General features: G+C 66.2%; 20 protein-coding genes. 17 read left to right on the forward strand and 3 right to left on the reverse strand.

Annotated features, from left to right (window positions below; genetic code table 11):
• Window positions 1–58: 58 nt before the first annotated feature.
• Window positions 59–811: a YggS family pyridoxal phosphate-dependent enzyme gene (locus HLH25_RS04375; RefSeq protein ID WP_182972918.1), complete on the reverse strand. Its 753-nt coding sequence runs from the start codon at window positions 809–811 to the stop codon at window positions 59–61.
• A 139-nt stretch (window positions 812–950) separates the two neighbouring features.
• On the opposite strand from HLH25_RS04375, the gene HLH25_RS04380 reads away from it, so the two are divergent.
• The 17 genes from HLH25_RS04380 (at window position 951) to HLH25_RS04460 (ending at window position 17,317) form a co-directional block, all read left to right on the forward strand.
• Window positions 951–2,252, forward strand: a complete 1,302-nt coding sequence (locus HLH25_RS04380; RefSeq protein WP_182972919.1) for an RsmB/NOP family class I SAM-dependent RNA methyltransferase — start codon at window positions 951–953, stop codon at window positions 2,250–2,252.
• A 90-nt stretch (window positions 2,253–2,342) separates the two neighbouring features.
• Complete coding sequence (rpe, locus tag HLH25_RS04385) at window positions 2,343–3,020, forward strand: ribulose-phosphate 3-epimerase (protein WP_182972920.1); 678 nt, start codon at window positions 2,343–2,345, stop codon at window positions 3,018–3,020.
• Between the two features lie 61 nt (window positions 3,021–3,081).
• Window positions 3,082–4,863 (forward strand): heparinase II/III family protein, encoded by a 1,782-nt coding sequence (locus HLH25_RS04390; protein WP_182972921.1) that lies wholly within the window; start codon window positions 3,082–3,084, stop codon window positions 4,861–4,863.
• 254 nt (window positions 4,864–5,117) lie between these two features.
• Window positions 5,118–6,275 carry a glycosyltransferase family 4 protein gene (locus HLH25_RS04395; RefSeq protein ID WP_182972922.1) on the forward strand — a complete coding sequence of 386 codons (1,158 nt, stop codon included), beginning with the start codon at window positions 5,118–5,120 and terminating at the stop codon, window positions 6,273–6,275.
• Window positions 6,276–6,487: 212 nt separating this feature from the next.
• Entirely contained in the window at window positions 6,488–6,712 is a 225-nt protein-coding gene (locus tag HLH25_RS04400; RefSeq protein WP_182972923.1) for a Flp family type IVb pilin, read from the forward strand.
• 61 nt (window positions 6,713–6,773) lie between these two features.
• Window positions 6,774–7,274 carry an A24 family peptidase gene (locus HLH25_RS04405; protein WP_220791684.1) on the forward strand — a complete coding sequence of 167 codons (501 nt, stop codon included), beginning with the start codon at window positions 6,774–6,776 and terminating at the stop codon, window positions 7,272–7,274.
• 39 nt (window positions 7,275–7,313) lie between these two features.
• Window positions 7,314–8,108, forward strand: a complete 795-nt coding sequence (gene cpaB, locus HLH25_RS04410) for a Flp pilus assembly protein CpaB (RefSeq protein WP_246401397.1) — start codon at window positions 7,314–7,316, stop codon at window positions 8,106–8,108.
• The gene (locus HLH25_RS04415) at window positions 8,108–9,493 is read left to right on the forward strand and encodes a type II and III secretion system protein family protein (RefSeq protein WP_182972926.1); all 1,386 of its coding nucleotides are present in this window, start codon (window positions 8,108–8,110) and stop codon (window positions 9,491–9,493) included. Before cpaB ends, HLH25_RS04415 begins: the two co-directional genes overlap by 1 nt.
• Window positions 9,490–9,846, forward strand: coding sequence for a CpaD family pilus assembly lipoprotein (locus HLH25_RS04420; RefSeq protein WP_182977186.1), 357 nt, complete (start codon window positions 9,490–9,492; stop codon window positions 9,844–9,846). Before HLH25_RS04415 ends, HLH25_RS04420 begins: the two co-directional genes overlap by 4 nt.
• Before the next feature lie 3 nt (window positions 9,847–9,849).
• Window positions 9,850–11,073, forward strand: a complete 1,224-nt coding sequence (locus tag HLH25_RS04425; RefSeq protein ID WP_182972928.1) for an AAA family ATPase — start codon at window positions 9,850–9,852, stop codon at window positions 11,071–11,073.
• The gene (locus tag HLH25_RS04430) at window positions 11,070–12,473 is read left to right on the forward strand and encodes a CpaF family protein (protein ID WP_182972929.1); all 1,404 of its coding nucleotides are present in this window, start codon (window positions 11,070–11,072) and stop codon (window positions 12,471–12,473) included. Before HLH25_RS04425 ends, HLH25_RS04430 begins: the two co-directional genes overlap by 4 nt.
• Window positions 12,467–13,435 (forward strand): type II secretion system F family protein, encoded by a 969-nt coding sequence (locus tag HLH25_RS04435; RefSeq protein WP_182972930.1) that lies wholly within the window; start codon window positions 12,467–12,469, stop codon window positions 13,433–13,435. The genes HLH25_RS04430 and HLH25_RS04435 overlap by 7 nt, the downstream gene beginning before the upstream one ends.
• Window positions 13,432–14,382 (forward strand): type II secretion system F family protein, encoded by a 951-nt coding sequence (locus HLH25_RS04440; protein ID WP_182972931.1) that lies wholly within the window; start codon window positions 13,432–13,434, stop codon window positions 14,380–14,382. The genes HLH25_RS04435 and HLH25_RS04440 overlap by 4 nt, the downstream gene beginning before the upstream one ends.
• Window positions 14,383–14,416: 34 nt before the next feature.
• On the forward strand, window positions 14,417–15,172 hold the full coding sequence (locus HLH25_RS04445; RefSeq protein ID WP_220791685.1) for a tetratricopeptide repeat protein: 756 nt from the start codon (window positions 14,417–14,419) through the stop codon (window positions 15,170–15,172).
• Window positions 15,173–15,174: 2 nt separating this feature from the next.
• Window positions 15,175–16,428 carry a pilus assembly protein TadG-related protein gene (locus tag HLH25_RS04450; RefSeq protein WP_182972933.1) on the forward strand — a complete coding sequence of 418 codons (1,254 nt, stop codon included), beginning with the start codon at window positions 15,175–15,177 and terminating at the stop codon, window positions 16,426–16,428.
• Entirely contained in the window at window positions 16,425–16,907 is a 483-nt protein-coding gene (locus tag HLH25_RS04455; protein WP_182972934.1) for a TadE/TadG family type IV pilus assembly protein, read from the forward strand. The genes HLH25_RS04450 and HLH25_RS04455 overlap by 4 nt, the downstream gene beginning before the upstream one ends.
• Window positions 16,904–17,317: a TadE/TadG family type IV pilus assembly protein gene (locus HLH25_RS04460; protein WP_182972935.1), complete on the forward strand. Its 414-nt coding sequence runs from the start codon at window positions 16,904–16,906 to the stop codon at window positions 17,315–17,317. The genes HLH25_RS04455 and HLH25_RS04460 overlap by 4 nt, the downstream gene beginning before the upstream one ends.
• A gap of 54 nt (window positions 17,318–17,371) precedes the next feature.
• Here the strand turns inward: HLH25_RS04460 and HLH25_RS04465 are convergent, their stop codons facing one another.
• Both HLH25_RS04465 and HLH25_RS04470 read right to left on the reverse strand, forming a co-directional pair.
• Window positions 17,372–18,493: an acetoin dehydrogenase dihydrolipoyllysine-residue acetyltransferase subunit gene (locus tag HLH25_RS04465; protein WP_182972936.1), complete on the reverse strand. Its 1,122-nt coding sequence runs from the start codon at window positions 18,491–18,493 to the stop codon at window positions 17,372–17,374.
• 2 nt (window positions 18,494–18,495) lie between these two features.
• Window positions 18,496–19,524, reverse strand: coding sequence for an alpha-ketoacid dehydrogenase subunit beta (locus tag HLH25_RS04470; protein ID WP_182972937.1), 1,029 nt, complete (start codon window positions 19,522–19,524; stop codon window positions 18,496–18,498).
• Window positions 19,525–19,528: the final 4 nt, after the last annotated feature.

Here is a 19,528-nt window from a genome sequence, read left to right on the forward strand (position 1 = left end):
GCTCCGAGGACTGTTGGCAGGCAACGGCGCGCCGGCCGCGTTATCACCCGGCATAGCGTCATGATTCGGGGGCAGCAAGGCGAGCGGGCGGGATAGCGCCATTCGGTGCGCTGGCGGGTCGATGACCGAAGATCGCGCTGCCGACGCGGACATGGGTGGCACCAGCCGCGATCGCGGCCTCGAAATCCGCCGACATGCCCATCGACAGCAGGGCCAGGCCGTGGGTTTGTGCCAGATCCGCCAGGTAGCGGAAATGCGGCGTCGGGTCCTCGTCGGCTGGGGGGATGCACATCAGGCCGCGCACGGCGTGGCCGAAACGCCGGCGGCACGCCGTGATGAAACTGTCGGCCTGCGCACGCGGGATGCCGGATTTCTGGGATTCGTCGCCGGTGTTCACCTGGACCAGCAGATCCGGCAGCCGCCCCGTGCGGTCGGCGGCGCGGGCCAGCGCGTCGGCCAGCGCGGGGCGGTCGAGGCTTTCGATCATGTCGGCGATCCGCACTGCCTCCAGGGCCTTGTTGGTTTGCAGGCCGCCGATGATATGCAGGCGCATGGCGGGCCAGTCCTGGCGCAGGGCGGGAAACTTCTCGGCCGCTTCCTGCACGCGGTTTTCGCCGAATACGGTCTGGCCGGCGCGCAGGGCCTCCACCACGCTGGATTGCGGGTGGAATTTCGAGACCGCGACCAGTGTGACGGCATCGGGCGCGCGGCCCGCGCTACGGGCTGAAGCCACGATCCGCGCCCGGATGTCGGCCAGGGCGGTGGTGATCGGGGATGGGCTGGGCGGGTGGGCGGCGGGGTGGGTCGTCATGGCTTTACGGTTGGACGGGGCTGGTCGCCGGTCAAGGGGGATATGACGCAGATTCCGGGGGCGGAGGGGTGGCGGTGGGAAGATGGGCATGCCATCAGCACGCGGCATCATGAAACGGGACGGGAGGAGCATACGCACCATGAACCAGGGCGCACCAGACGGACGGGGGCAGCGCGGACCGCGCGGGGCCGGGGCGGACCCGACGCGGGATATCGCCTTCGATATCGTGCAGGGCGTTCTGGAACATCGCCGTATGCTGGAGACCAGCCTGGACCAGTCTCCGGCGGCGCGTGGCGCGGATGCGCGCGACCGGGCCGCTGCGCACCGGTTGGCGGCGACTGTGCTGCGCCATCTGGGCACCGCCGGCATGGTGCTGGAACCGTTCCTGAAGAAGGAACCGCCGCTGCCGGTGCGCACAGTACTGCTGATCGGCGTGGCGCAGATCCTGTTTCTGGACACGCCCGCCCATGCGGCGGTTGGCACGGCGGTCTCGCTGGCGCGTCGGCGGGGGCTGACGCCGTTCGCAGGTTTGGTGAATGCCGTGCTGCGCCGCGTGGCACAGGCCGGCGTGGGCGCGCTGGACGGGCTGGACCAGGACCGGCTGGATGTACCGCCCTGGTTGTGGGGCGCGTGGGGCGGATTGGCGCGACCGATCGCTGAAGCGCTGGGCCGGGAGGCCCCGCTGGACCTGACCATGCGCCCCGGTGCGGAGTGCCCGCCGGGCGCGGACCTGTTGCCCACCGGTACGGCGCGCCTGCCGGCCGGGACGCGGGTGGTGGAACTGCCGGGGTACGCCGAGGGGGCGTTCTGGGTGCAGGATGCCGCGGCGTCGCTGCCCGCGCGCCTGCTGGCGGCGCGGCCGGGTGAGCGGATTGCCGATCTGTGCGCGGCCCCGGGGGGCAAGACGGCGCAACTGGCCTTTGCCGGGGCCGAGGTGACGGCCATCGAACGCGAGCCCGGTCGCATGGCGCGGCTGCATGAGAATCTGGCGCGTCTCGGCCTGACGGAGCGGGTGGCAACCGTGCTGGGCGATGCGACAACCTGGCGGCCCGATGCGCTGCTGGATGGCGTGCTGCTGGATGCGCCCTGTTCGGCGACCGGCACGGCGCGGCGCCACCCCGATGTGCTGTGGATCAAGCGCCCGCGTGATTTGCAGGCCCTGACCGAGGGGCAGGACCGGTTGCTGGCGGCGGCGCGCGACATGCTGCGCCCCGGTGGGCGCCTGGTTTATGCCGTCTGTTCGCTTCAGCCCGAGGAAGGGCCGGAGCGCGCCCGCGCCGCGGAGGCGATGGGGCTGGTGCCCGACCCGTTCTCGGCGGAGGAGCTGGCGATGCTGCCCGAGGCCCTGACCCCGGAAGGCTGGCTGCGGACCCATCCGGCGCTCTGGGCGGGAATCGGGGGGATGGACGGGTTTTTCGCGGCGCGTTTCCGCCGCCCCTGACGGCTCCTGCGATCGTGAGGGCAGGGGTTATGGCTGGGCGGCACGCAACTGCTTGCATGCCGCCCGTGATTTCCTGTTACAGTGTTCGTCATGCCCATTCATTTTCCCCCCCTTATCGCGCCCAGTGTCCTTTCGGCTGATTTTTCGCGCATGGCGGACGAAGTCGCCGCCGTGGAGCGGGCTGGGGCCGACTGGCTTCATCTTGATGTGATGGACGGCCATTTCGTGCCGAATCTGTCCTTCGGCGCGCAACTGATCAAGGCGCTGCGCCCGCAATCGAGCCTGGTGTTCGACGTGCATCTGATGATGGCGCCGGTCGATCCGTTTCTGGAGATGTTTGCCGAGGCGGGGGCCGACCATATCCATGTGCATGTCGAGGCCGGGCCGCATACGCATCGGACCTTGCAGCAGATCCGCGCGCTGGGCGTGAAGCCGGGCGTGGCCATCTGTCCGGCGACGCCGGCGCAGGCGCTGGAGGAAGTGCTGGACCTGGTGGACGTGATCCTTGTCATGACCGTCAACCCCGGGTTTGGCGGCCAGAAATTCCTGACCAGCCAGTTGGGGAAGATCCGCACGCTGCGCCGGATGGCGGAAGCGACAGGTCGCGATATCCGGATCGGTGTCGATGGCGGCGTGGATATCAGGACCGCGGCTCTGGCGACCGAGGCCGGGGCCGACATGCTGGTGGCCGGCACTTCGGTCTACGGCCAGCCGGATTATGAGCGGGCCATTGCCGATCTGCGCGGGGCGGCCAGACGGGCTTCATGAGTCAGGGCGGGCTGTCAGACGTGGGGTGGGCGGATCTGCCTCGTGAAATGAGAGGGGCCTGATGGTCCTGCGACGTTGGAGCCAGGATGCACGTCTTTCGCTGGCTCGCCTGCCGTCGCTGGCGGGGTTGGGGCGTGTTCCTGCTGCCCCGGTCCATGTTGTGCGCGACCTGTGGCCCGGCGACCCGACATCCGGGGCGCAACTGGCGCTTGGTAGCCTGACCCATGGCGGCGTGACGCGGCGGATTGGCCCCGGCCGGTGGGAAGATCCGTCCTATCCCGATTCGTTCCGGGCCTATCTGCATGGGTTCACCTGGCTGCGGGACCTGCGCGCCGTTGGAACGGATTCGGCGCGGCTTCAGGCCCGCGCATTGGTCAATGACTGGCTGGCCCACCCGCCGACCGACCCGATGGTGCGAGACTGCGCCGTAACCGGCGCCCGGCTGGCCTCGTGGCTGGGGCATTACGATTTCTTCGCCGCATCGGCCGACGACGGATTCCGCCATCGCCTGATGCAGCGTCTGCTGGCCGAAGGACGGACGATCGCGGCCCTGCTGCCGCCCGAGACGCATGACTGGCGGGCGCTGGTCGCCTTCAAGGGCCTGCTGGCGGCGGCGATCGCGATGCCGGAGCATAGCGGCTTCCTCTCCCGCTTCATGCGCTATCTCGATGCCGAACTGGCGCGGCAGATCATGCAGGATGGCTGCCATATCCAGCGCAGCCCCGAAATCCAGTTCCTCGCCCTGCGCGAACTGGCCGAGATGCGGGCGATGATTCAGGCGGCCCAGTTGCCGTTGCCTGATTCGCTGGCGCTGGCGCTCGACCGGATGAGTCCGGTCCTGCGCGCCCTGCGGCATGGGGATGGGGGGCTGGCGCTGTTCAACGGCAGCCATGTCGGCAATGTCGCGATGATCGAGATGGTCCTGGCGCAATCGACCCGGTCGCGGGTCGTGGCGACCACCATGCCCGACGGGGGCTTCATCCGCTTGCAGGTCGGGCGCTCGTTGCTGCTGGTCGACGCGGCGGCGCCTCCGCCGGCCGGTTTTGATGGCCTGGCCCATGCGGGGACGTTGTCCTTCGAGTTTTCGGTGGCGCGGCAGCGTGTGATCGTCAATTGCGGCGCCGGGCAGACGCCGGAATGGCGGCGCGCGCTGCGTGAAAGCGCCGCGCATTCGCTGCTGGTGCTGGAGGGCTGTTCGTCCTCCGACATCGGGGCCGATGGCGGTATCCAGCGGCGCCCGCCGCATGTGACGGCGGAACAGATGGGCCAGGACGGGGCGCACTGGCTGGATCTGTCACACGATGGCTATCACGCGCCCTTCGGTGCTTCGTGGCGTCGTCGGCTCTATCTGGGGGACGGGGGCGAGGACCTGCGGGGTGAGGAAATCGTCGAGGGCGAACGGGCGCAGTCCTTCGACCTGCGGTTTCATCTTCATCCTGCGGTCGGGGCCGAATGGGACGCCGAGGGGCAGATCGTCATGCTGGACGTCGGGGGCCGGATCTGGAAATTCCGCGCCGACGGCGGGACGCTGGCGGTTGAGGAGAGCATCTATTGCGGAGCAGGGAAGCCCGAGCGGACGCGCCAGATCGTTATTCACGTTCGGCCGGGCGATACCGTGGCGGCTGAAGCGACAGCCGAGGTGGCGGAGGCGGAGCCCCGACCGGACGAGACGGCGGAGTCGGTGCCCGTCGAAGGCGCGGCCGTGGACCGGGAGGGCGACGGAGTGAAGGACGAGACGAAGGCAGCCGCTATCCCGGAAGCGCATGCCCGCGTTTCGCGCGCGGGAAGCGAGGAGCGGACGCGCCAGATCGTTCGCTGGGGACTGACGCGGGTGGAAGGTTAGAGCATCTCTGTGTCCAGCCGTGGCGGAGAACGGGTCGGTGGGCTTGTCCGCCGATCCGCCATTGCGCGCGCTGGTCGTGCCCAGGGGTTTCCGCGACGGCCGGGCGTGGTGCTATGAGAGCCTGCATGGAAATGTACGTCGGTGGCGTGTCCTCGGCGCATTTCAAGGCAGGTTCAGAGACGGCTGCGGTGCGGTGACGAATGGACGGGATGCCCTGCATGCGGATGGTCGGCACGGATAGCATGTGAACGACAATGAAAATTCTTGAAGTTACCAACGTCGATTTTTCCCTTCGGCATTTTCTTCTGCCTCTGATGCGAGGTTTGCGGGCCGAGGGACATGAGGTGATCGGTGTCTGTGCGGACGGGCCTTTGCTTGCCGAGGTGCGTGACGAGGGATTCCGCGTCGAACCGGTTCCGATGGTGCGGTCCTTTTCGCCACTGGCGCAGGTCCAGGCACTCTCGGCGCTGATGGCCCTGATCCGGCAGGAGCAGCCGGACATCGTACATGCGCACATGCCGATCAGCGGGCTGCTGGCACGGCTGGCGGCGAAGCTCTGCGGTGTTCAATGCGTGGCCTATACGTGCCATGGGTTTCTGTTCAATCAGCCGGGGTCGATGCCCCGGCGGGGCCTGTCGCTGGCGCTGGAATGGATGGCCGGTCGGATCACCGACCGGTATTTCACCGTGTCCACGCAGGAGGCTGAGGACGCGCAGCGCCTCCATATCCACCCGAAGCCGCTTGCGCTGGGCAATGGCCGCGATCCGGCCAGCTTTCATCCCGATCCCGAAGCGCGGCAGCGGATTCGTGCCGAACTGGGCGTGCCGCCCAACGCGGTCGTGATCATCGCTGTTTCACGGCTGGTACGTCACAAGGGTTATCCAGAGTTGCTGGAGGCCATGGAGCAGGTGCCTGGAGCCGAACTCTGGGTGGTGGGCGAACGCCTGGCATCGGACCATGGATCGTCGCTGGACGAGAATTTCGCGCGTGCGGAGCGCGAGCTTGGCGGCCGGCTGCGCCGGCTGGGCTATCGAAGGGACATTCCGGCCCTGCTGGCGGCCGCGGATATCTTTGTGCTGCCCAGTCATTTCGAAGGGTTGCCGATGTCGGTGATCGAAGCGATGCTGTGCGGCCTGCCCGTCGTGGCGACCGATATCCGTGGCCCGCGCGAGCAGGTGGTGAACGGCCGCACCGGTTTGCTGGTGCCCGTTGGAGAGGTTGCACCGCTGGCCCGGTCGCTGTTGCGTCTGGTACGGGATTCGGACCTTCGATATCGGATGGGCAGCTCCGGGCGGATGCGTGCCCAGAGCCGATACGATGAAGCGACTGTCACCGCTCACGCCGTCGCGGCGCTGCTGGGCGACGCAAAGGACAAAAAGCCGGTGCCGGACCATCAGGCTGCGCCTCATTGAGGGCTGCCTCGCCAGGTGGCACGAGATTATCATATGGTTTTCCGTGAGCGCCGTATGGACAGTCATGGTTTCGGTGGGTAACGTATTAATATTGACTTAAAAATTCGAGTGGAAACCGCCTCGTTTGGGTTCCGATATCCTGAATGCAATTGGTATGAAGTGTGTTCGGCGGATTTGTAGGCTCTCAAGAATATTAGAGAGGGGCGAGTGTCATGCGGTTCCTGCGGGAAGTTGTTGCTCTAAAGCGCGATCGTCGGGGCGTGACCATGCTGGAATATGGGCTGATTGCGGCGCTGGTCGCTATCGTGGCCATTACTGCGCTGACGACATTGGGTAAAAATCTGGGCAACACGTTCAATAGTGTGGCCAGCGAACTTCCGACGAGCGATTCATCGGGTAGCAATCAATCCGACACCGGGAAAGTCGGCAGCAATTGATCATGTCTGAAATCCACAGGTGTGATCGATATCGTTCGTGAAGGTTTGCGCCACCGCGGGAATGGCCGGGTGGCCGTTGGGGGTGGCGTGCCTGGGCGGCGTGACGGTGCTTCTGTTCTGGGCTGCCCTCTATGATATCGCGACCCGACGGGTCTCGGATCGTCTGGTTCTCTGTGTCGCCTTGCTGGATTTTCTGCTCGCCTGCCTCGGCGGTTATCCGTGGCGTGGAGTTCTGTCCGGCTTTTGCCTCTTCGTATTGGGGGTCATTTGCTGGTCGCGCGGGTGGATGGGGGGCGGAGACGCCAAATTGCTGGGGGCTGTCGGCCTTGCGCTCCGGCCCGGCCAGGTGCCGGCGCTGGTTCTGAATATCGCGTTGGTCGGGGGTGTACTGGCCCTGGGTTATCTGCTGGGTCGGGCGGCGCTACCGCTGCGCCATGGCAGGGCGGCGCCTCGAAACCGGGTTCAACGTATTCTGCGGATCGAACGCTGGCGACTGCATCGTGGATGCCCCTTGCCATATGTCTGTGCCATAACGGGAGGAAGCCTCATCGTTTTCCTGTAGCCGGGGCCAGTGATGTTTCGCTTTGTTTTCTTTGTTCTTATGGCAATCGCATTGGGGGGATTTGGGACCGTGGCGTGGATCGCGACCCATCGGCCGGCCGCGAGACCTGACGTGCGGCAGGCTGCCATGGTCAAGGTCCTGGCTGCGTCGCGGTCACTGGATGGAGGGCATTTGCTGAAGCCGGAGGATGTAACCACGATCGACATCCCCCATGGGCGGGAAAGCCCCGATATGACGGTCGATTCCCCCCAAGCGCGTGAGGGGCTGATGGGGGCCATGCTGCTTCATGCCGTTGGAGGGCGCATGATCCTGCGGTCGGACGACTTGCTGCGTCCGGGCGACCGGGGGTTTCTGGCGGCTGCGCTGCATGGGGGGATGCTGGCCGTGACGGTCGGTGTCGATGCGATTACGGGCACAGCCGGGCTGATCTGGCCCGGTGACCATGTGGACCTGATTCTGACGCAGACCTTTCCGAACGAACCGCAGGCCGAACGGCGTGTGGTTGCCGAAATCGTCCTGTCGAACGTGCGGGTGATCGCCATCGACCGCCGCCTGGTGCTGGGCAGGGATGCCGGCAGGGAACCCCAGGCGCGGACGGTGACGCTGGAAGTGACCGCGATCCAGGCTGAACAGGTTTCGGTGGTGACCCGCATGGGGCTTCTGTCGCTGGCGGTGCGCTCGGCAAAACCCGGAACCGAACCCGAGCCGGTGCCGCGCGCCGCCTGGGCCGGCGATGTTTCGCGGAGCGTGCGCGATGATCGGGTGCCGGCCCCAGTCGCCCGTTCGGTTCTGCTTTACGAAGGGGGAGCGGACGGGAAGGAGGTGCGGTTCTGATGGCGGGTAGCGGGAGAGCGGCGCGGCTGGTCATGGTGGCCACCCTGTCGGTCCTGCCGGCGCTCAATGTCCGTGCGCAGGAACCCGGTTCGGGGGAACAGGCCGAGGGGATGCAGGCCCTCAGTCTGGAAGTCGGCAGCGGGCACATGGAATACCTCCCCGAACCCGCCGCCCGGATCTTCGTCGTCGATCCCAGGATCGTGCAGGTTCGGCCGGCCAGTGGCACGAGCATGGTCCTCTATGGCGTGGCGGCCGGACGGACGACGGTGATGGCAAGCGATGCCGCTGGCCGGACGATCGCGCGCTTCACCGTCGATGTGCTGCCGTCGCGCTATGGAGCGTCGCAGGCCGAGGCAGAGATCGCGCGGCAGATGCCGGGTAGCCAGGTCCGGGTTCAGGCCGATCTGCGCAATCTGGTGCTGACCGGTTCGGTCGAGTCCCCCGAGGACGCGTCACGGGCTGAGGAGATCGCGAAGGGGTTCGTGGCCGGTAACCAGGGGGTGACCGATCGGATTGCTATCCGCTCTGCTACACAGGTCACGCTCGTCGTGCGGATTGCCGAGATGGACCGGAATGTGGTCCGCCAGTTGGGAATCGACTGGCAGGCGGTCGGCAATATGGGAAAGTTCGGCAGCTTTCCGGCGCTGACGCTGAACATGAACGCCAGCACAGCCGCCTGTGTGGCAACCCGCAATCCGTTCTGCCTGGGCAGCAACGTCAATGGTGTGGTCGATGCGCTGGCCCAGGACAATCTGGTGCGGCTGCTCGCCGAACCGAACCTGACGGTCATGAGCGGGCAAAGCGCCAGTTTTCAGGTAGGCGGCCAATATCCCATTCCGCTGGCACAGCAGGCTGGGGCGATCTCGGTTGCCTTCAAGAGCTACGGCGTCAGCCTGACGTTTCTGCCGACGGTTTTCAGTAACGGGCGAATCAATCTGCATGTGGTGCCGGAGGTGAGCCAGTTGAGCAACCAGAACAGTGTCTCGGTCACCACCTCGGGCTCTACCTCCGTCATTCCCGCCCTGACGGTCAGGCGGGCGGAGACGACGGTGGAACTGGGCAGCGGTGAGACCTTCGCCATCGCCGGTCTGCTGGAGGATTCGTTGACGGATTCGACCAGGGCCATTCCCGGTGCCGGCGATATTCCGGTGTTGGGGACGCTGTTCCGGTCGGGGAATTTCAATCGGCAGGAGACCGAACTGGTCATTCTCGTCACGCCGTATCTCGTTCGGCCGGTGGCCGATCGCGCCCGTATGACCGCACCGACCGACATGGCGGGGGTGCCGGGTGAGTTGGACCGCCTGCTGCTGTTGCGGCAGGCGATGCCGACTCAGCCCGCCCGGCCCGTTGCCGTGCCGGGGAGTGCCGGATTCTTTGTCGAATGACGGTGGTGGGCGCGCGACATGTCAGGTCGGGCATGCTGTGTTGTGTTCTGGTTCTGCTGGCGGGTTGCGCGTCGCTGGAGCCCTATCGCAGGCCCTATGCCTGGCACCCCGTGGGGGCCAATCAGGCCAATCTGGCGGCAATGGTTGCCGATCCGCATGACCTGGCGCGTGGGCAGTCTGAACAGGAAACGGATGCGCGGGCGCCGGTGCTGGCGATCGAGCGTGTGCGCGAGGACAAGCCGAAGCGATTGCCTTCCACCAGCGGGATTTTCGGTGGTGCCATGGGATCCGGGTCGGGATTGGCGGCTGGTGCCAATAATGGCGGGCCGCCCGTATCCGCATACGGGTACTGAACGATGACGGAGATGGACACGGCGGGCCGGCACGACAGACCGTTCCTGATGGGGTTTATCGGCGACGCCGGGACCGAGGCGATCATTCGTGATGGTCTGGGATCATTCGTCGGCTTCACCGTCGATCTGCGCCGTGGGTCCGTCCGGACCGCCATCGCTGCCCTGCGCCGGCAGGCAACCCCGAAAATATTGATCGTCGATATCGGGGAAGAAAAGCAGCCGATCAGCGCCCTGCGCGAACTGGCCAATGTGGTCGAGCCGGATGTATCGGTTCTACTGGTCGGCACCCTGGATAGCGCGGATTTCTATCGCGAGGTCACGCGCGGGCTCGGCGTGCTGGAATATCTGCCGCGTCCGCTGACGCGAGAAAAGATCGCGCGCGAATTCGGCCCGGTGCTGATGGGACAGATCCCCGAGCGCGACAATGGCGGTCGGTGCGTGACGGTTACCGGCGTGCGGGGCGGGGTGGGGGCCTCCACCATCGCGACCAACCTGGCGTGGCTGTTCGGGGTGGCGATGCACCGCCATACGGTGCTGCTGGATGCCGACCTGTATCGGGGCATGACGGCCCTGATGCTCGACGTGGCGGCGGGGGCTGGATTGTGCCAGGCGTTGGAGATGCCGGAACGGATTGATGTGCTGCTGCTCGAACGCGCGGCCGTTCCGGCGGCCGAGCGGCTGCATGTGCTGGCGGACCGGCTCGATTTCATGACCGAACTGAATTGCGCACCGGCCGCGACGCGTGCCCTGCTGGGTGTGTTGCGGAATCGATACAATTTTATCGTGGCGGATGTGCCGTTTGTGCCGAACAGGTTCAGTCGCGATCTGCTGATGGAAGTGCATCAGCGCATTCTGGTTCTGGAGCCGACCCTGGCATCGGTGCGCGAGACACTGCGTCTGCTGGAGGTTCCGCCCGGCCCCTTGCAGAAACAGCGGCCGGTTCTGGTCCTGAATCGTATGGGCCGGCCCGGCACGCTGAACCGTCGGCAGGTGGAGGATGCCCTGAAAAATCATGTCGACCTGATTATTCCCGATCTGCCGCGTCAGGTCGGAAATGCTGAAACATTGGGAGAGGCGGCGGTCGCAGCGCGCGGCGTGTTTCGTAACGCGATGTTCGAACTGGCGCGGCAGGTCGATGCGGTGGGCATGCTGGATGTCGGGTCCGGATTGTCAGCGGGGCCGACAGCCGGGATCGGGCGACGCTGGCTGTCGTTCGGTCGGCGATGACGGGGTTTCGTCCTCCGGCCTTCGGCCGTCGCGTGGTCAAAGGGGGGCCGCTGTCCGCGCCCGACAGGGGTGCGCCGACAGGGCAGCCCCAGCACCCCGTGGCCAGGGTCGAACCCGCCGGTGCCAGCCTGCCGTTTGAGATTCTTGCCGATCTGCGTGCGATCTGTCTTGATCGGCTGGATCCTGCCGCTGTCGCCGCCATGGCCCCGGAGCGGCTGCGCGCGGATATGGAGCGGCTGATCTCCGAGATCGCGACCGAGCGGCGCATCCAGTTGAACAGTCGTGAGCAGAAGATCCTGGCTGAGGAACTCGTCTTCGACATGCTCGGGCTGGGCCCTCTGGAGCCTCTGCTGGATGACGACCGCATCAGCGAAATCATGGTGAATGGGCCTGACAATGTCTTTGTTGAGAGCAAAGGCAGGCTGGTCGCCTCGGGCGTGCGGTTCCGCGATACGGCCCATCTGGCGGCGATCTGTCAGCGGATTGCCTCCGCCGTCGGGCGGCGGATCGACGAAGCCAGCCCGATGGCCGACGCACGGCTACGGGACGGATCGCGTGTCAATATCGTCTTTCCACCGCTGGCTCTCGACGGTCCTTATCTGACGATCCGGAAATTTGGACGCCAGATCATTGATCTGGAGCGACTGGTCGCCTTCGGGTCGCTGACCGCGCCGGTTGCCCGCGTGTTGCGGATTGCCGCGCAGGTACGGCTGAACATCATCGTCTCCGGCGGCACGGGGGCAGGCAAGACGACATTGTTGAACGCCCTGTCGCGGCTGATCGATGCCAGCGAACGGGTGATCACCATCGAGGACGCGGCGGAGTTGCAGTTGCAGAAGCCGCATGTGGTGCGCCTGGAAACCCGGCCGGCGAACCTGGAGGGCGGTGGAGAGATCGCGCAGCGTGAACTGATGCGCAATGCGCTGCGCATGCGCCCCGACCGCATCATCATTGGAGAATGCCGGGGGCAGGAGGCCTTCGACATGCTCCAGGCGATGAATACCGGCCATGACGGCAGCATGTCGACGGTGCATGCCAATACCACCCGCGACGCGCTGACACGCATCGAGAACATGGTGCAGATGGGCAATATGGGTCTGCCCTCGCACGCGATCCGCAATCAGATCCTGGGCGCCGTCGACCTGATCATCCAGGTGGAGCGTCAGCGTGATGGCAGGCGGCGTATCGTCCAGGTGACCGAAATCTGCGGTATGGACGGCGATGTCTTTACCCTGAACGACATCTTTCGCTTCGAGGTCCAGGGCGAAAGTCCTGATGGGCGCCTGACAGGGCGCTATACGGTCAGCCGCGTGCCGCCTTCCTTCATGCGGCGTCTGGCCTGTTTCGGCCTGGAGCGGGAATGGCATGCGGCCGTTGAACAGGCTGCCGGCGAATGTTGAGTGGTGCAGTCTCGCCGACAATGTTGCTGAGCCTGTCCGGCCTGTGGCTGGTGGCGGTGGCCGCGAGCGGCCTGCTGGCCTTGAGGGCCCACGAGCGTAGCCGTCGTCGGGATGCGCGGATGGCGGCGGTGGTGCGGCCTTATCGTCCGGAGCCGGTCGTCGAACTGTCGGCATTCAAGCCGTTGCGTCGGGTCCGGCGCCCGCTGATCCAGCGTGCGGTCGGGCTTTTGGGCGTCGACGTGGCACGGGCGGATCTTTATCCCCTGCCGTGGTGGATTGTGCCGATCGGGGCTTTCGTCGCGGTGGGTCTCTTGGCGTTCATGATGAAGGATCTTGCCGGCGTTTATGCGACTCCGATCATGGTCGTGGTCGGAATCGGCCTATGCCGGGCCGGCTTCGGCTGGATGAGGGATAGGCGGCGGGAGCGGCAGCTCAGGCAGTTTCCCGACGTATTGTCGACCATCGTGCGGTCGGTCAGTGTTGGTATTCCTATGCTGGAGGCGATGCGGGGCGTAGCCCGGGAAGTGCCGGAACCGACAGGGCCGGAATTTTCCCGTATGCTGGAGCAGATTTCCATCGGCGTTCCGCTGGAGGACGGGCTTCACGACATGGCGGCCCGGTCGGGCTTGCCGGAATATCGGTTCTTCGCCACCGCGCTGGCGCTCCAGACGCAGACTGGCGGCTCGCCGCGCGCCACGCTGGAAGGGCTGGCCGATGTGATCCGCAAGCGGTTGGCCCTGAAGGCCCGTGGCTATGCTCTGGCGTCGGAGGCGCGGGCCAGCGCCGCCGTGCTGGCCCTGTTGCCCCTGGCGCTGGGCGCGTTGCTGTGGCTGACGAACCGGACTTATATCCGCCTGCTGTTCACCGATCCGGCAGGGCACGTGATTCTGGCGCTTGCTATCGGGTCCCTGGCGATGGGTATTCTGATGATGCGCGCTATCATCCGTCGGACTTTGACATGATCGGGCTGATGCCGGCGCTCTGGGTGGCGACGATTGCGACGCTGCTGGTGATGGTGATGCTGACGGCCGCGATCGTACGCCGGCAGCGCATCGGGCGACGATTGCGCGATCTGCGGGCGCCACCCTCGGGGCGTGCGGCAAATGTGGTCGCGGTCAGGAGAGTGGGCACCTCGTCACTTCATCTGATTGCCGCGCTGGGGCACTGGATCGTCAGGCGGGGACTTTTATCCACCGGCACGTTGGACGAGCTACGGGCATCCCTGGCTGCGACCGGCGTACGCGGCGCCAGTGCGGTCGGCCTGTTTATCGGGGTCAAGATCCTGCTGGCAACGCTGCTGCCTCTATCGGCGATCGTTCTCCTTTCCCGGCTGGAGAGTGATATGTCGGCATTGTCGTATCGCGCCCTGATCGCCGCCGCCGCCATCGGCGGCCTGCTGCTGCCGGATTGGATCGTGCGGGCGCGGCGCAACCGCTATCTGCGAGAAGTCGAACGCGGCCTGCCGGATGCGCTGGATGTGATGGTGATCTGTACCCAGGCGGGCATCGGGCTGGGGCAGGCGATCGTCATGGTCGGCGTAGAACTGCAGGACGTCTGTCCCGCGATCGCCAGCGAGTTCGCCCAGACGGCCAGCGAACTGAGCGTGATTGCCGATACCAGGCAGGTGCTGGTCAACCTCGGAGCGCGTACCAGTGTCGATGGGCTGAGACGCCTGACGGCGACACTGTTGCAGACGCTGCAATATGGAACGCCGATGACCGATGCGTTGCGCGGGCTGGCGGGCGAACTGCGGCAGGAGACACTGACGCGCTATGAGGCCGGGGCCGGGCGGCTGTCCGTCCTGCTGACATTGCCGACGCTGCTGTTCATCATGCCTTGCGTGTTCCTGATCGCCGGAGGGCCTGCCGGCATTCAGGTCATGCATATTCTTCATAACCACAAACCCTGATGCAGTGGACGGGATATCATTTGTGAAATCAGCCATGGTTACGAAATGGGCGTTCGTCGTGCTGATTGCGGGGAGTCTGTGCGCCTGCGCAGGCAGCGGGGGAAAGGAATATGCGGAGAGTGGGCGTCTGGATGTCGCGCGGGCGGCGTTGCGCGGTGGAGCGCCGCAGATCGCATTGCGTGCCGCCACGGCCCGCCTGACCGACGATCCGATGGATGCGGAGGCCGCTCTGATCCAGGGTGACGCACTGACGGCGCTTGGTCGGCCGGAACAGGCGGAATGGAGCTATCGGGCTGTCTTGCGTCGTCGCCCGGATATGGCTGGTGCCCATATGGGGCTGGGCCGGTGCCTGCTGGCGACGGACACGGCGGAAGCCGAGCGGCAATTCCTGTCGGCTGTCGGGCGGGAACCGAGCAACGCCGCCGCGTGGAATGACCTTGGCGTGGCACGGGATCTCCTGCGTCGGCATGACGACGCGCAGATGGCCTATCGCCGGGCATTGGCAGTCAACCCGCAGATGATCGGTGCGCAGGTCAATCTGGCCCTGTCACTGGCGATGGGGGGCAATGCCAGCGCGGCGGAGCGCATGGTGCGTCCGTTTGCGGACGATGCCAGCGCGAATGCCAAACTGCGTCACGACCTGGCGGCGGTGCTGGCGATGGGCGGCCAACGTGGCGAGGCCGCGCGCATTCTCTCCGCCGATCTGTCGCCGCAACAGGTCCGCCAGGCGCTGTCGGCCTACATTGAGGCGCGCGATGGGGCAAGCGCGCCCCGGATTGCCGTGCCGTAGGCATGCCGGACGCGACGGGCGCGGGTTGGCGGCGATTGCGGAGAGAGTTCGATCGGCGCGGCTCGGTCGCGTTGCTTGTCGCCCTGGCGCTGCCGGTGCTGATGGGGGTGTTGGGCCTTGCGATCGACATTAGCTACTGGGCGATGACGCGCCTGGAATTGCAGCGCGTCGCGGATCTCGCGGCCGTGGCGGGTGTTGCGCGCTATGGGGCCAGCGGGCAGGTCTCCGATGCGTTGGATACGGCCGCGGCTGTTGCCGAACTGAATGGTCTGCCGGCCGGGAGGCGGGACGGGGACGGAATTGTGACCCGGATCGACATGGCCGGGGCTTACAGGACCACGATCACCTTCGCCGCGCCCGCTACGCTCACGGTGACGATCGTGAAGGCGGTGCCGCGCCTGTTCAGTGCCTTGTTCCTGACCTCTGGCACCCAGCCGGTTTCGGCCCGCGCCGTGGCGCGGCTGACGGCGCGCACCCGTGGCGGGGCGGCCTGCGTCCTCGCCCTTTCCGGCGCGGGTGAGACGGTTCTTGAGGCTGGTGTCCGCCTGAGCATGCCGGGGTGCGATCTGCGCACCAATGCCGCTCTGGCGCTCGGCGCGGAGGCTGCGGTCGATGTTGCGAACCTGGTGGCCGACGGGAGCATCGGGCCGGACGGGAGCGATATATGTTCGGCGCTGACCTGCGTGCAGTATGCGGCGCGGATGGCTGATCCCTATGCGGCTCCATACGGCAGCCTGCTGGGCGGGCCGGTGCAGGCCGTGAGCCTGCCGAAAGGACAGACAACGTTCTCGCCGTCGCCCGTGGGGACGGCTTATGTGTGGCGGGTGGGCAGTGGGGCTTATACGCTGATGCCGGGGATTTATTACATCAGCGGGGATTTCACTGTGAATGCGGGCACGACGCTGACCGGGACGGGGGTGACGATCATCGCCAGCGGCAATGTCGCCATCGACGGCAGTGCCTCGCTCCATCTCGCGGCACCGGTTACGGGCGCTTCGGCCGGATTGCTGTTCGCCTCGGCCGGCAGCCTGTTCCAGTTCACCGGTGGGACGGCCACCACCCTGACCGGCGCGATCTACGCGCCGCGGGCCAATCTGGTCATCGACGGTGACAATGGGGTGGCGGCTGATTGTCTTTATGCCGTTGCCGCGTCCGTAACGTTCAAGGGCGGTGCCAGCTTCGCCGATGGCGACTGCCGGGCGGCGGGCATGAAGCCGATTTATGACCTGCCGGGTGTCGCGAGTCTGGTGGAATGACGGGCACCCGTCGGGATGGTCTCGGCCGGGCCGGGGTGGCCGCATTGGAATTTGCGCTGGTGACGCCGTTCCTGCTGGCGGTCCTGGCCGGGCTGGCGGATTTTCCGCTGGCCTTCTGGGATCGGATGACGCTGATTTCAGCGGTGGAGAGCGGGGCGAACTATGCCTTTGCCGTGGAGCAGAATGCCTCTGGCACGCATGATGCGCTCTTGCCTGGCGATGTGCGGAACGCGGTGCTGGCCGTCGGCGGGCTGCCGGGCATGATTGTCACGGTCGGTGCGGCCACGACCAATTGCATTCAGCCGGGAACGGTCAGCACCCTGATCGCGGTGCCGGCGGATGGGATCTGCCCGGACGGGACTTTGCCTGGAACCTATATGAGCATCGCGGCATCCTATCGCTATGCGCCGCTTATGCCGTTCTACGCGATGGTGGCCCCGGCGACCCTGACGGACATGGCCACGGTCAGGCTGCAATGAGACGCGGGTGCGATCTGGCACGCGACAGGCGCGCGGCGGCGGTGATCGAATTTGCCGTTGTGGCCAGCATTTTTCTGACGATGCTGGTGGGCGCGATCGAGATAGGGCTGCAATGGTGGACGTGCGACTGCCTGCAAATGACGGCGGACCTGACGGCGCGATGCATTGCCCAGGGGGCGTGCCGCGACGATCCGCTGGGGTTTGCGACAACGGAGGCTGCCGACTGGGCGTTGCCTGGGGCGGTGTCGGTATTGTCGGTCGATGACCAGGCCGCATCCTGCCATGGCATGGTCGTGTCGGGCACGCGCTTCGTCACCGTCCAGATCCGTTCGGATTTATGGTCGGGTCTGTCGTTTCCGTTTGTCGCGCCGTCGCTCTCGGTCTCGGCCTGCTATCCGCAGGTATCGTGAGGGCGCGGATATCCCCTTCCGCCGTAGCGGCGGAAGGGGGCGTCTTCCAGAGGTTCAGCGTGCCAGGAAGGTCCTGATCTTGCTGTTGACCTCTTCCGACTGTTCCATCTGCGGCATATGGCCGGTGTCGGGCAGGATCTCGACCGTGATCGCGTCCGGCAGCTCTGCCGCGTGGCTGGAGGGCAGGATTTCGTCGTCCTTGCCCCAGATGACCAGGGTGGGGGGAACGCTCTCCAGCACCGGGCGCAGATTGTCGGTCTGGTGGCCATCGGCGAAGTTTGCCGCCGCGACCTGGCGCAAGGCATCGACCGCGCCGTCCAGACGCTTGTAGCGCAGGACGTCGTCCGCCATCTTGCGGCCGATCAGCCCCTTGTCATGGACCAGATAGGACAGGACCGGGATCAGGGTCTTCTGGCGGTCGGCGGAGATGAAGCCGTCGATGAAGGCCATGTTGATGTCCGGGCCGAGGCCGGCCGGCGCCAGCAGGGCCAGCGAGGCTACACGCGACGGGGCGTTTTTGACCGTGGTCAGCGCCACGCCGCCGCCCAGTGAATGGGCCACAAGATGGGCGCGTTCGATGCCCAGCGTGTCCAGCAGGTCCACGACCACCGAGGAGAAGAATTCCAGCGATCCGGGGCCGACATCCTTGCCCGAGCCGCCATGGCCGGGGAGGTCGAAGGCGATGACGCGCCGGTTGGATGCCAGCGCGGCATGGTTGAACAGCCAGTTGCCGATATCGCCGCCGAAACCGTGGATGAGCACGATGGGGTCGCCATCGCCATGGCCGATATCCAGAACGCGCAGCGCGCGCCCCTTGACGTCGATCACGCTCGGCTCGGGCGGGGTATCGTCGGCGCTCTCGGCCGCGCCGGCGGAAAATTCGGCGTTGAATTGTGCGATGAAGGCGTCGATATCGGCGTCGGACGTATCGGCGTCGGCCAGCACGCCGATCAGCGCGCCGACGGCCAGCATTTCGCCTTCCTGCGCAACCTGGCGGCGCAGCACGCCGGCGGCCGGGCTTTCATACGCGTTGGTGATCTTGCTGGTTTCGATATCCGCCAGATCGTCACCCGCCTTGACGGTCGCGCCGGGGCGGACCATCCAGCCGGCCAGTTTGCCCTCGGTCATCGCCAGACCGAATTTGGGCATGGTGATGGGGGTGATGGAAGCGTTCATGATCAGGCTGCCTCGGTGACTTTGTGGTTCATAACGGCCTTGACGGCGGCCTCGATCTTCGCGGCGTCGGGCAGGTAGAGGGCCTCCAGCACCGAGGCGAAGGGGACCGGGGTGTGGGGGGGAATCACCCGCCGGATCGGTGCCTTCAGGGCATCGAACGCCTCTTCCGCCACCAGGGCCGAGATATCGGCGGCCATGTTGCAGCGCGGGCTGGATTCATCGACGATCACCAGCCGGCCGGTATCGGCCACGCAATCCAGGATGGTGTCGCGGTCGAGCGGCGAGGTCGTGCGCGGGTCGATCACGGTGCAACTGATGCCCTGGCGTTCCAGCTTGTCGGCGGCTTCGTTGGCCAGCTTCACCATCCGGCCGAAGGCGACGATGGTCACGTCGTCGCCCTCGCGCGTCAGGTTCGCCTCGCCGAAGGGGATGGTGTAGGCCTCGTCGGGTACCTCTTCCTCGTCGTCGTACATCACCTTGTGCTCGAGGAAGATCACCGGATCGTCGTCGCGGATCGCTTCGATCAGCAGGCCCTTGGCCTCGTAGGGCGAGGAGGGGATGACCACCTTCAGGCCCGGAATGTGGGTGAACAGCGGATAGAGCGCCTGGCTGTGCTGGGCGGCGGCGTTGAAGCCGGCGCCGAACATGGCGCGGATGACCAGCGGCGTGCGGGCCTTGCCGCCGAACATGTAGCGGAACTTGGCGGTCTGGTTCATGATCTGGTCGAGGCAACTGCCGACGAAATCGACGAACATCAGTTCGGCCACCGGACGCAGGCCCGTGGCGGCGGCTCCGGCGGCGGCGCCGATATAGGAGGCTTCGGTGATCGGGGTGTCGAGCACGCGCTCGGGGCCGAATTCGGTGTACAGGCCCTTGGTGACGCCCAGCACGCCGCCCCAGGCATCGACGACGCCGGACGTGCCGCCCTGGCCGCCGGCCACGTCCTCGCCCATGATGATCACGCGCGGATCGCGGCGCATTTCCAGTCGCATGGCCTCGTTGATGGCCTGCCGGAAGCTCTTTTTGCTCATGATT

The organism is Gluconacetobacter dulcium (assembly GCF_014174165.1).
GTDB classification, from domain to species: domain Bacteria; phylum Pseudomonadota; class Alphaproteobacteria; order Acetobacterales; family Acetobacteraceae; genus Gluconacetobacter; species Gluconacetobacter dulcium.

Excerpts from the sequence above, each read along its gene's own strand:
- HLH25_RS04445 (WP_220791685.1), top strand. The coding sequence starts at position 14,417 with ATGGTTACGAAATGGGCGTTCGTCGTGCTGATTGCGGGGAGTCTGTGC.
- HLH25_RS04440 (WP_182972931.1), top strand. The coding sequence starts at position 13,432 with ATGATCGGGCTGATGCCGGCGCTCTGGGTGGCGACGATTGCGACGCTG.
- HLH25_RS04425 (WP_182972928.1), top strand. The coding sequence starts at position 9,850 with ATGACGGAGATGGACACGGCGGGCCGGCACGACAGACCGTTCCTGATG.
- HLH25_RS04460 (WP_182972935.1), top strand. The coding sequence starts at position 16,904 with ATGAGACGCGGGTGCGATCTGGCACGCGACAGGCGCGCGGCGGCGGTG.
- rpe (WP_182972920.1), top strand. The coding sequence starts at position 2,343 with ATGCCCATTCATTTTCCCCCCCTTATCGCGCCCAGTGTCCTTTCGGCT.
- HLH25_RS04375 (WP_182972918.1), bottom strand. The coding sequence starts at position 811 with ATGACGACCCACCCCGCCGCCCACCCGCCCAGCCCATCCCCGATCACC.
- HLH25_RS04455 (WP_182972934.1), top strand. The coding sequence starts at position 16,425 with ATGACGGGCACCCGTCGGGATGGTCTCGGCCGGGCCGGGGTGGCCGCA.
- HLH25_RS04420 (WP_182977186.1), top strand. The coding sequence starts at position 9,490 with ATGACGGTGGTGGGCGCGCGACATGTCAGGTCGGGCATGCTGTGTTGT.
- HLH25_RS04465 (WP_182972936.1), bottom strand. The coding sequence starts at position 18,493 with ATGAACGCTTCCATCACCCCCATCACCATGCCCAAATTCGGTCTGGCG.
- HLH25_RS04430 (WP_182972929.1), top strand. The coding sequence starts at position 11,070 with ATGACGGGGTTTCGTCCTCCGGCCTTCGGCCGTCGCGTGGTCAAAGGG.
- HLH25_RS04380 (WP_182972919.1), top strand. The coding sequence starts at position 951 with ATGAACCAGGGCGCACCAGACGGACGGGGGCAGCGCGGACCGCGCGGG.
- HLH25_RS04400 (WP_182972923.1), top strand. The coding sequence starts at position 6,488 with ATGCGGTTCCTGCGGGAAGTTGTTGCTCTAAAGCGCGATCGTCGGGGC.
- HLH25_RS04415 (WP_182972926.1), top strand. The coding sequence starts at position 8,108 with ATGGCGGGTAGCGGGAGAGCGGCGCGGCTGGTCATGGTGGCCACCCTG.
- HLH25_RS04435 (WP_182972930.1), top strand. The coding sequence starts at position 12,467 with ATGTTGAGTGGTGCAGTCTCGCCGACAATGTTGCTGAGCCTGTCCGGC.
- HLH25_RS04395 (WP_182972922.1), top strand. The coding sequence starts at position 5,118 with ATGAAAATTCTTGAAGTTACCAACGTCGATTTTTCCCTTCGGCATTTT.
- HLH25_RS04390 (WP_182972921.1), top strand. The coding sequence starts at position 3,082 with ATGGTCCTGCGACGTTGGAGCCAGGATGCACGTCTTTCGCTGGCTCGC.
- cpaB (WP_246401397.1), top strand. The coding sequence starts at position 7,314 with ATGGCAATCGCATTGGGGGGATTTGGGACCGTGGCGTGGATCGCGACC.
- HLH25_RS04470 (WP_182972937.1), bottom strand. The coding sequence starts at position 19,524 with ATGAGCAAAAAGAGCTTCCGGCAGGCCATCAACGAGGCCATGCGACTG.
- HLH25_RS04450 (WP_182972933.1), top strand. The coding sequence starts at position 15,175 with ATGCCGGACGCGACGGGCGCGGGTTGGCGGCGATTGCGGAGAGAGTTC.
- HLH25_RS04405 (WP_220791684.1), top strand. The coding sequence starts at position 6,774 with ATGGCCGGGTGGCCGTTGGGGGTGGCGTGCCTGGGCGGCGTGACGGTG.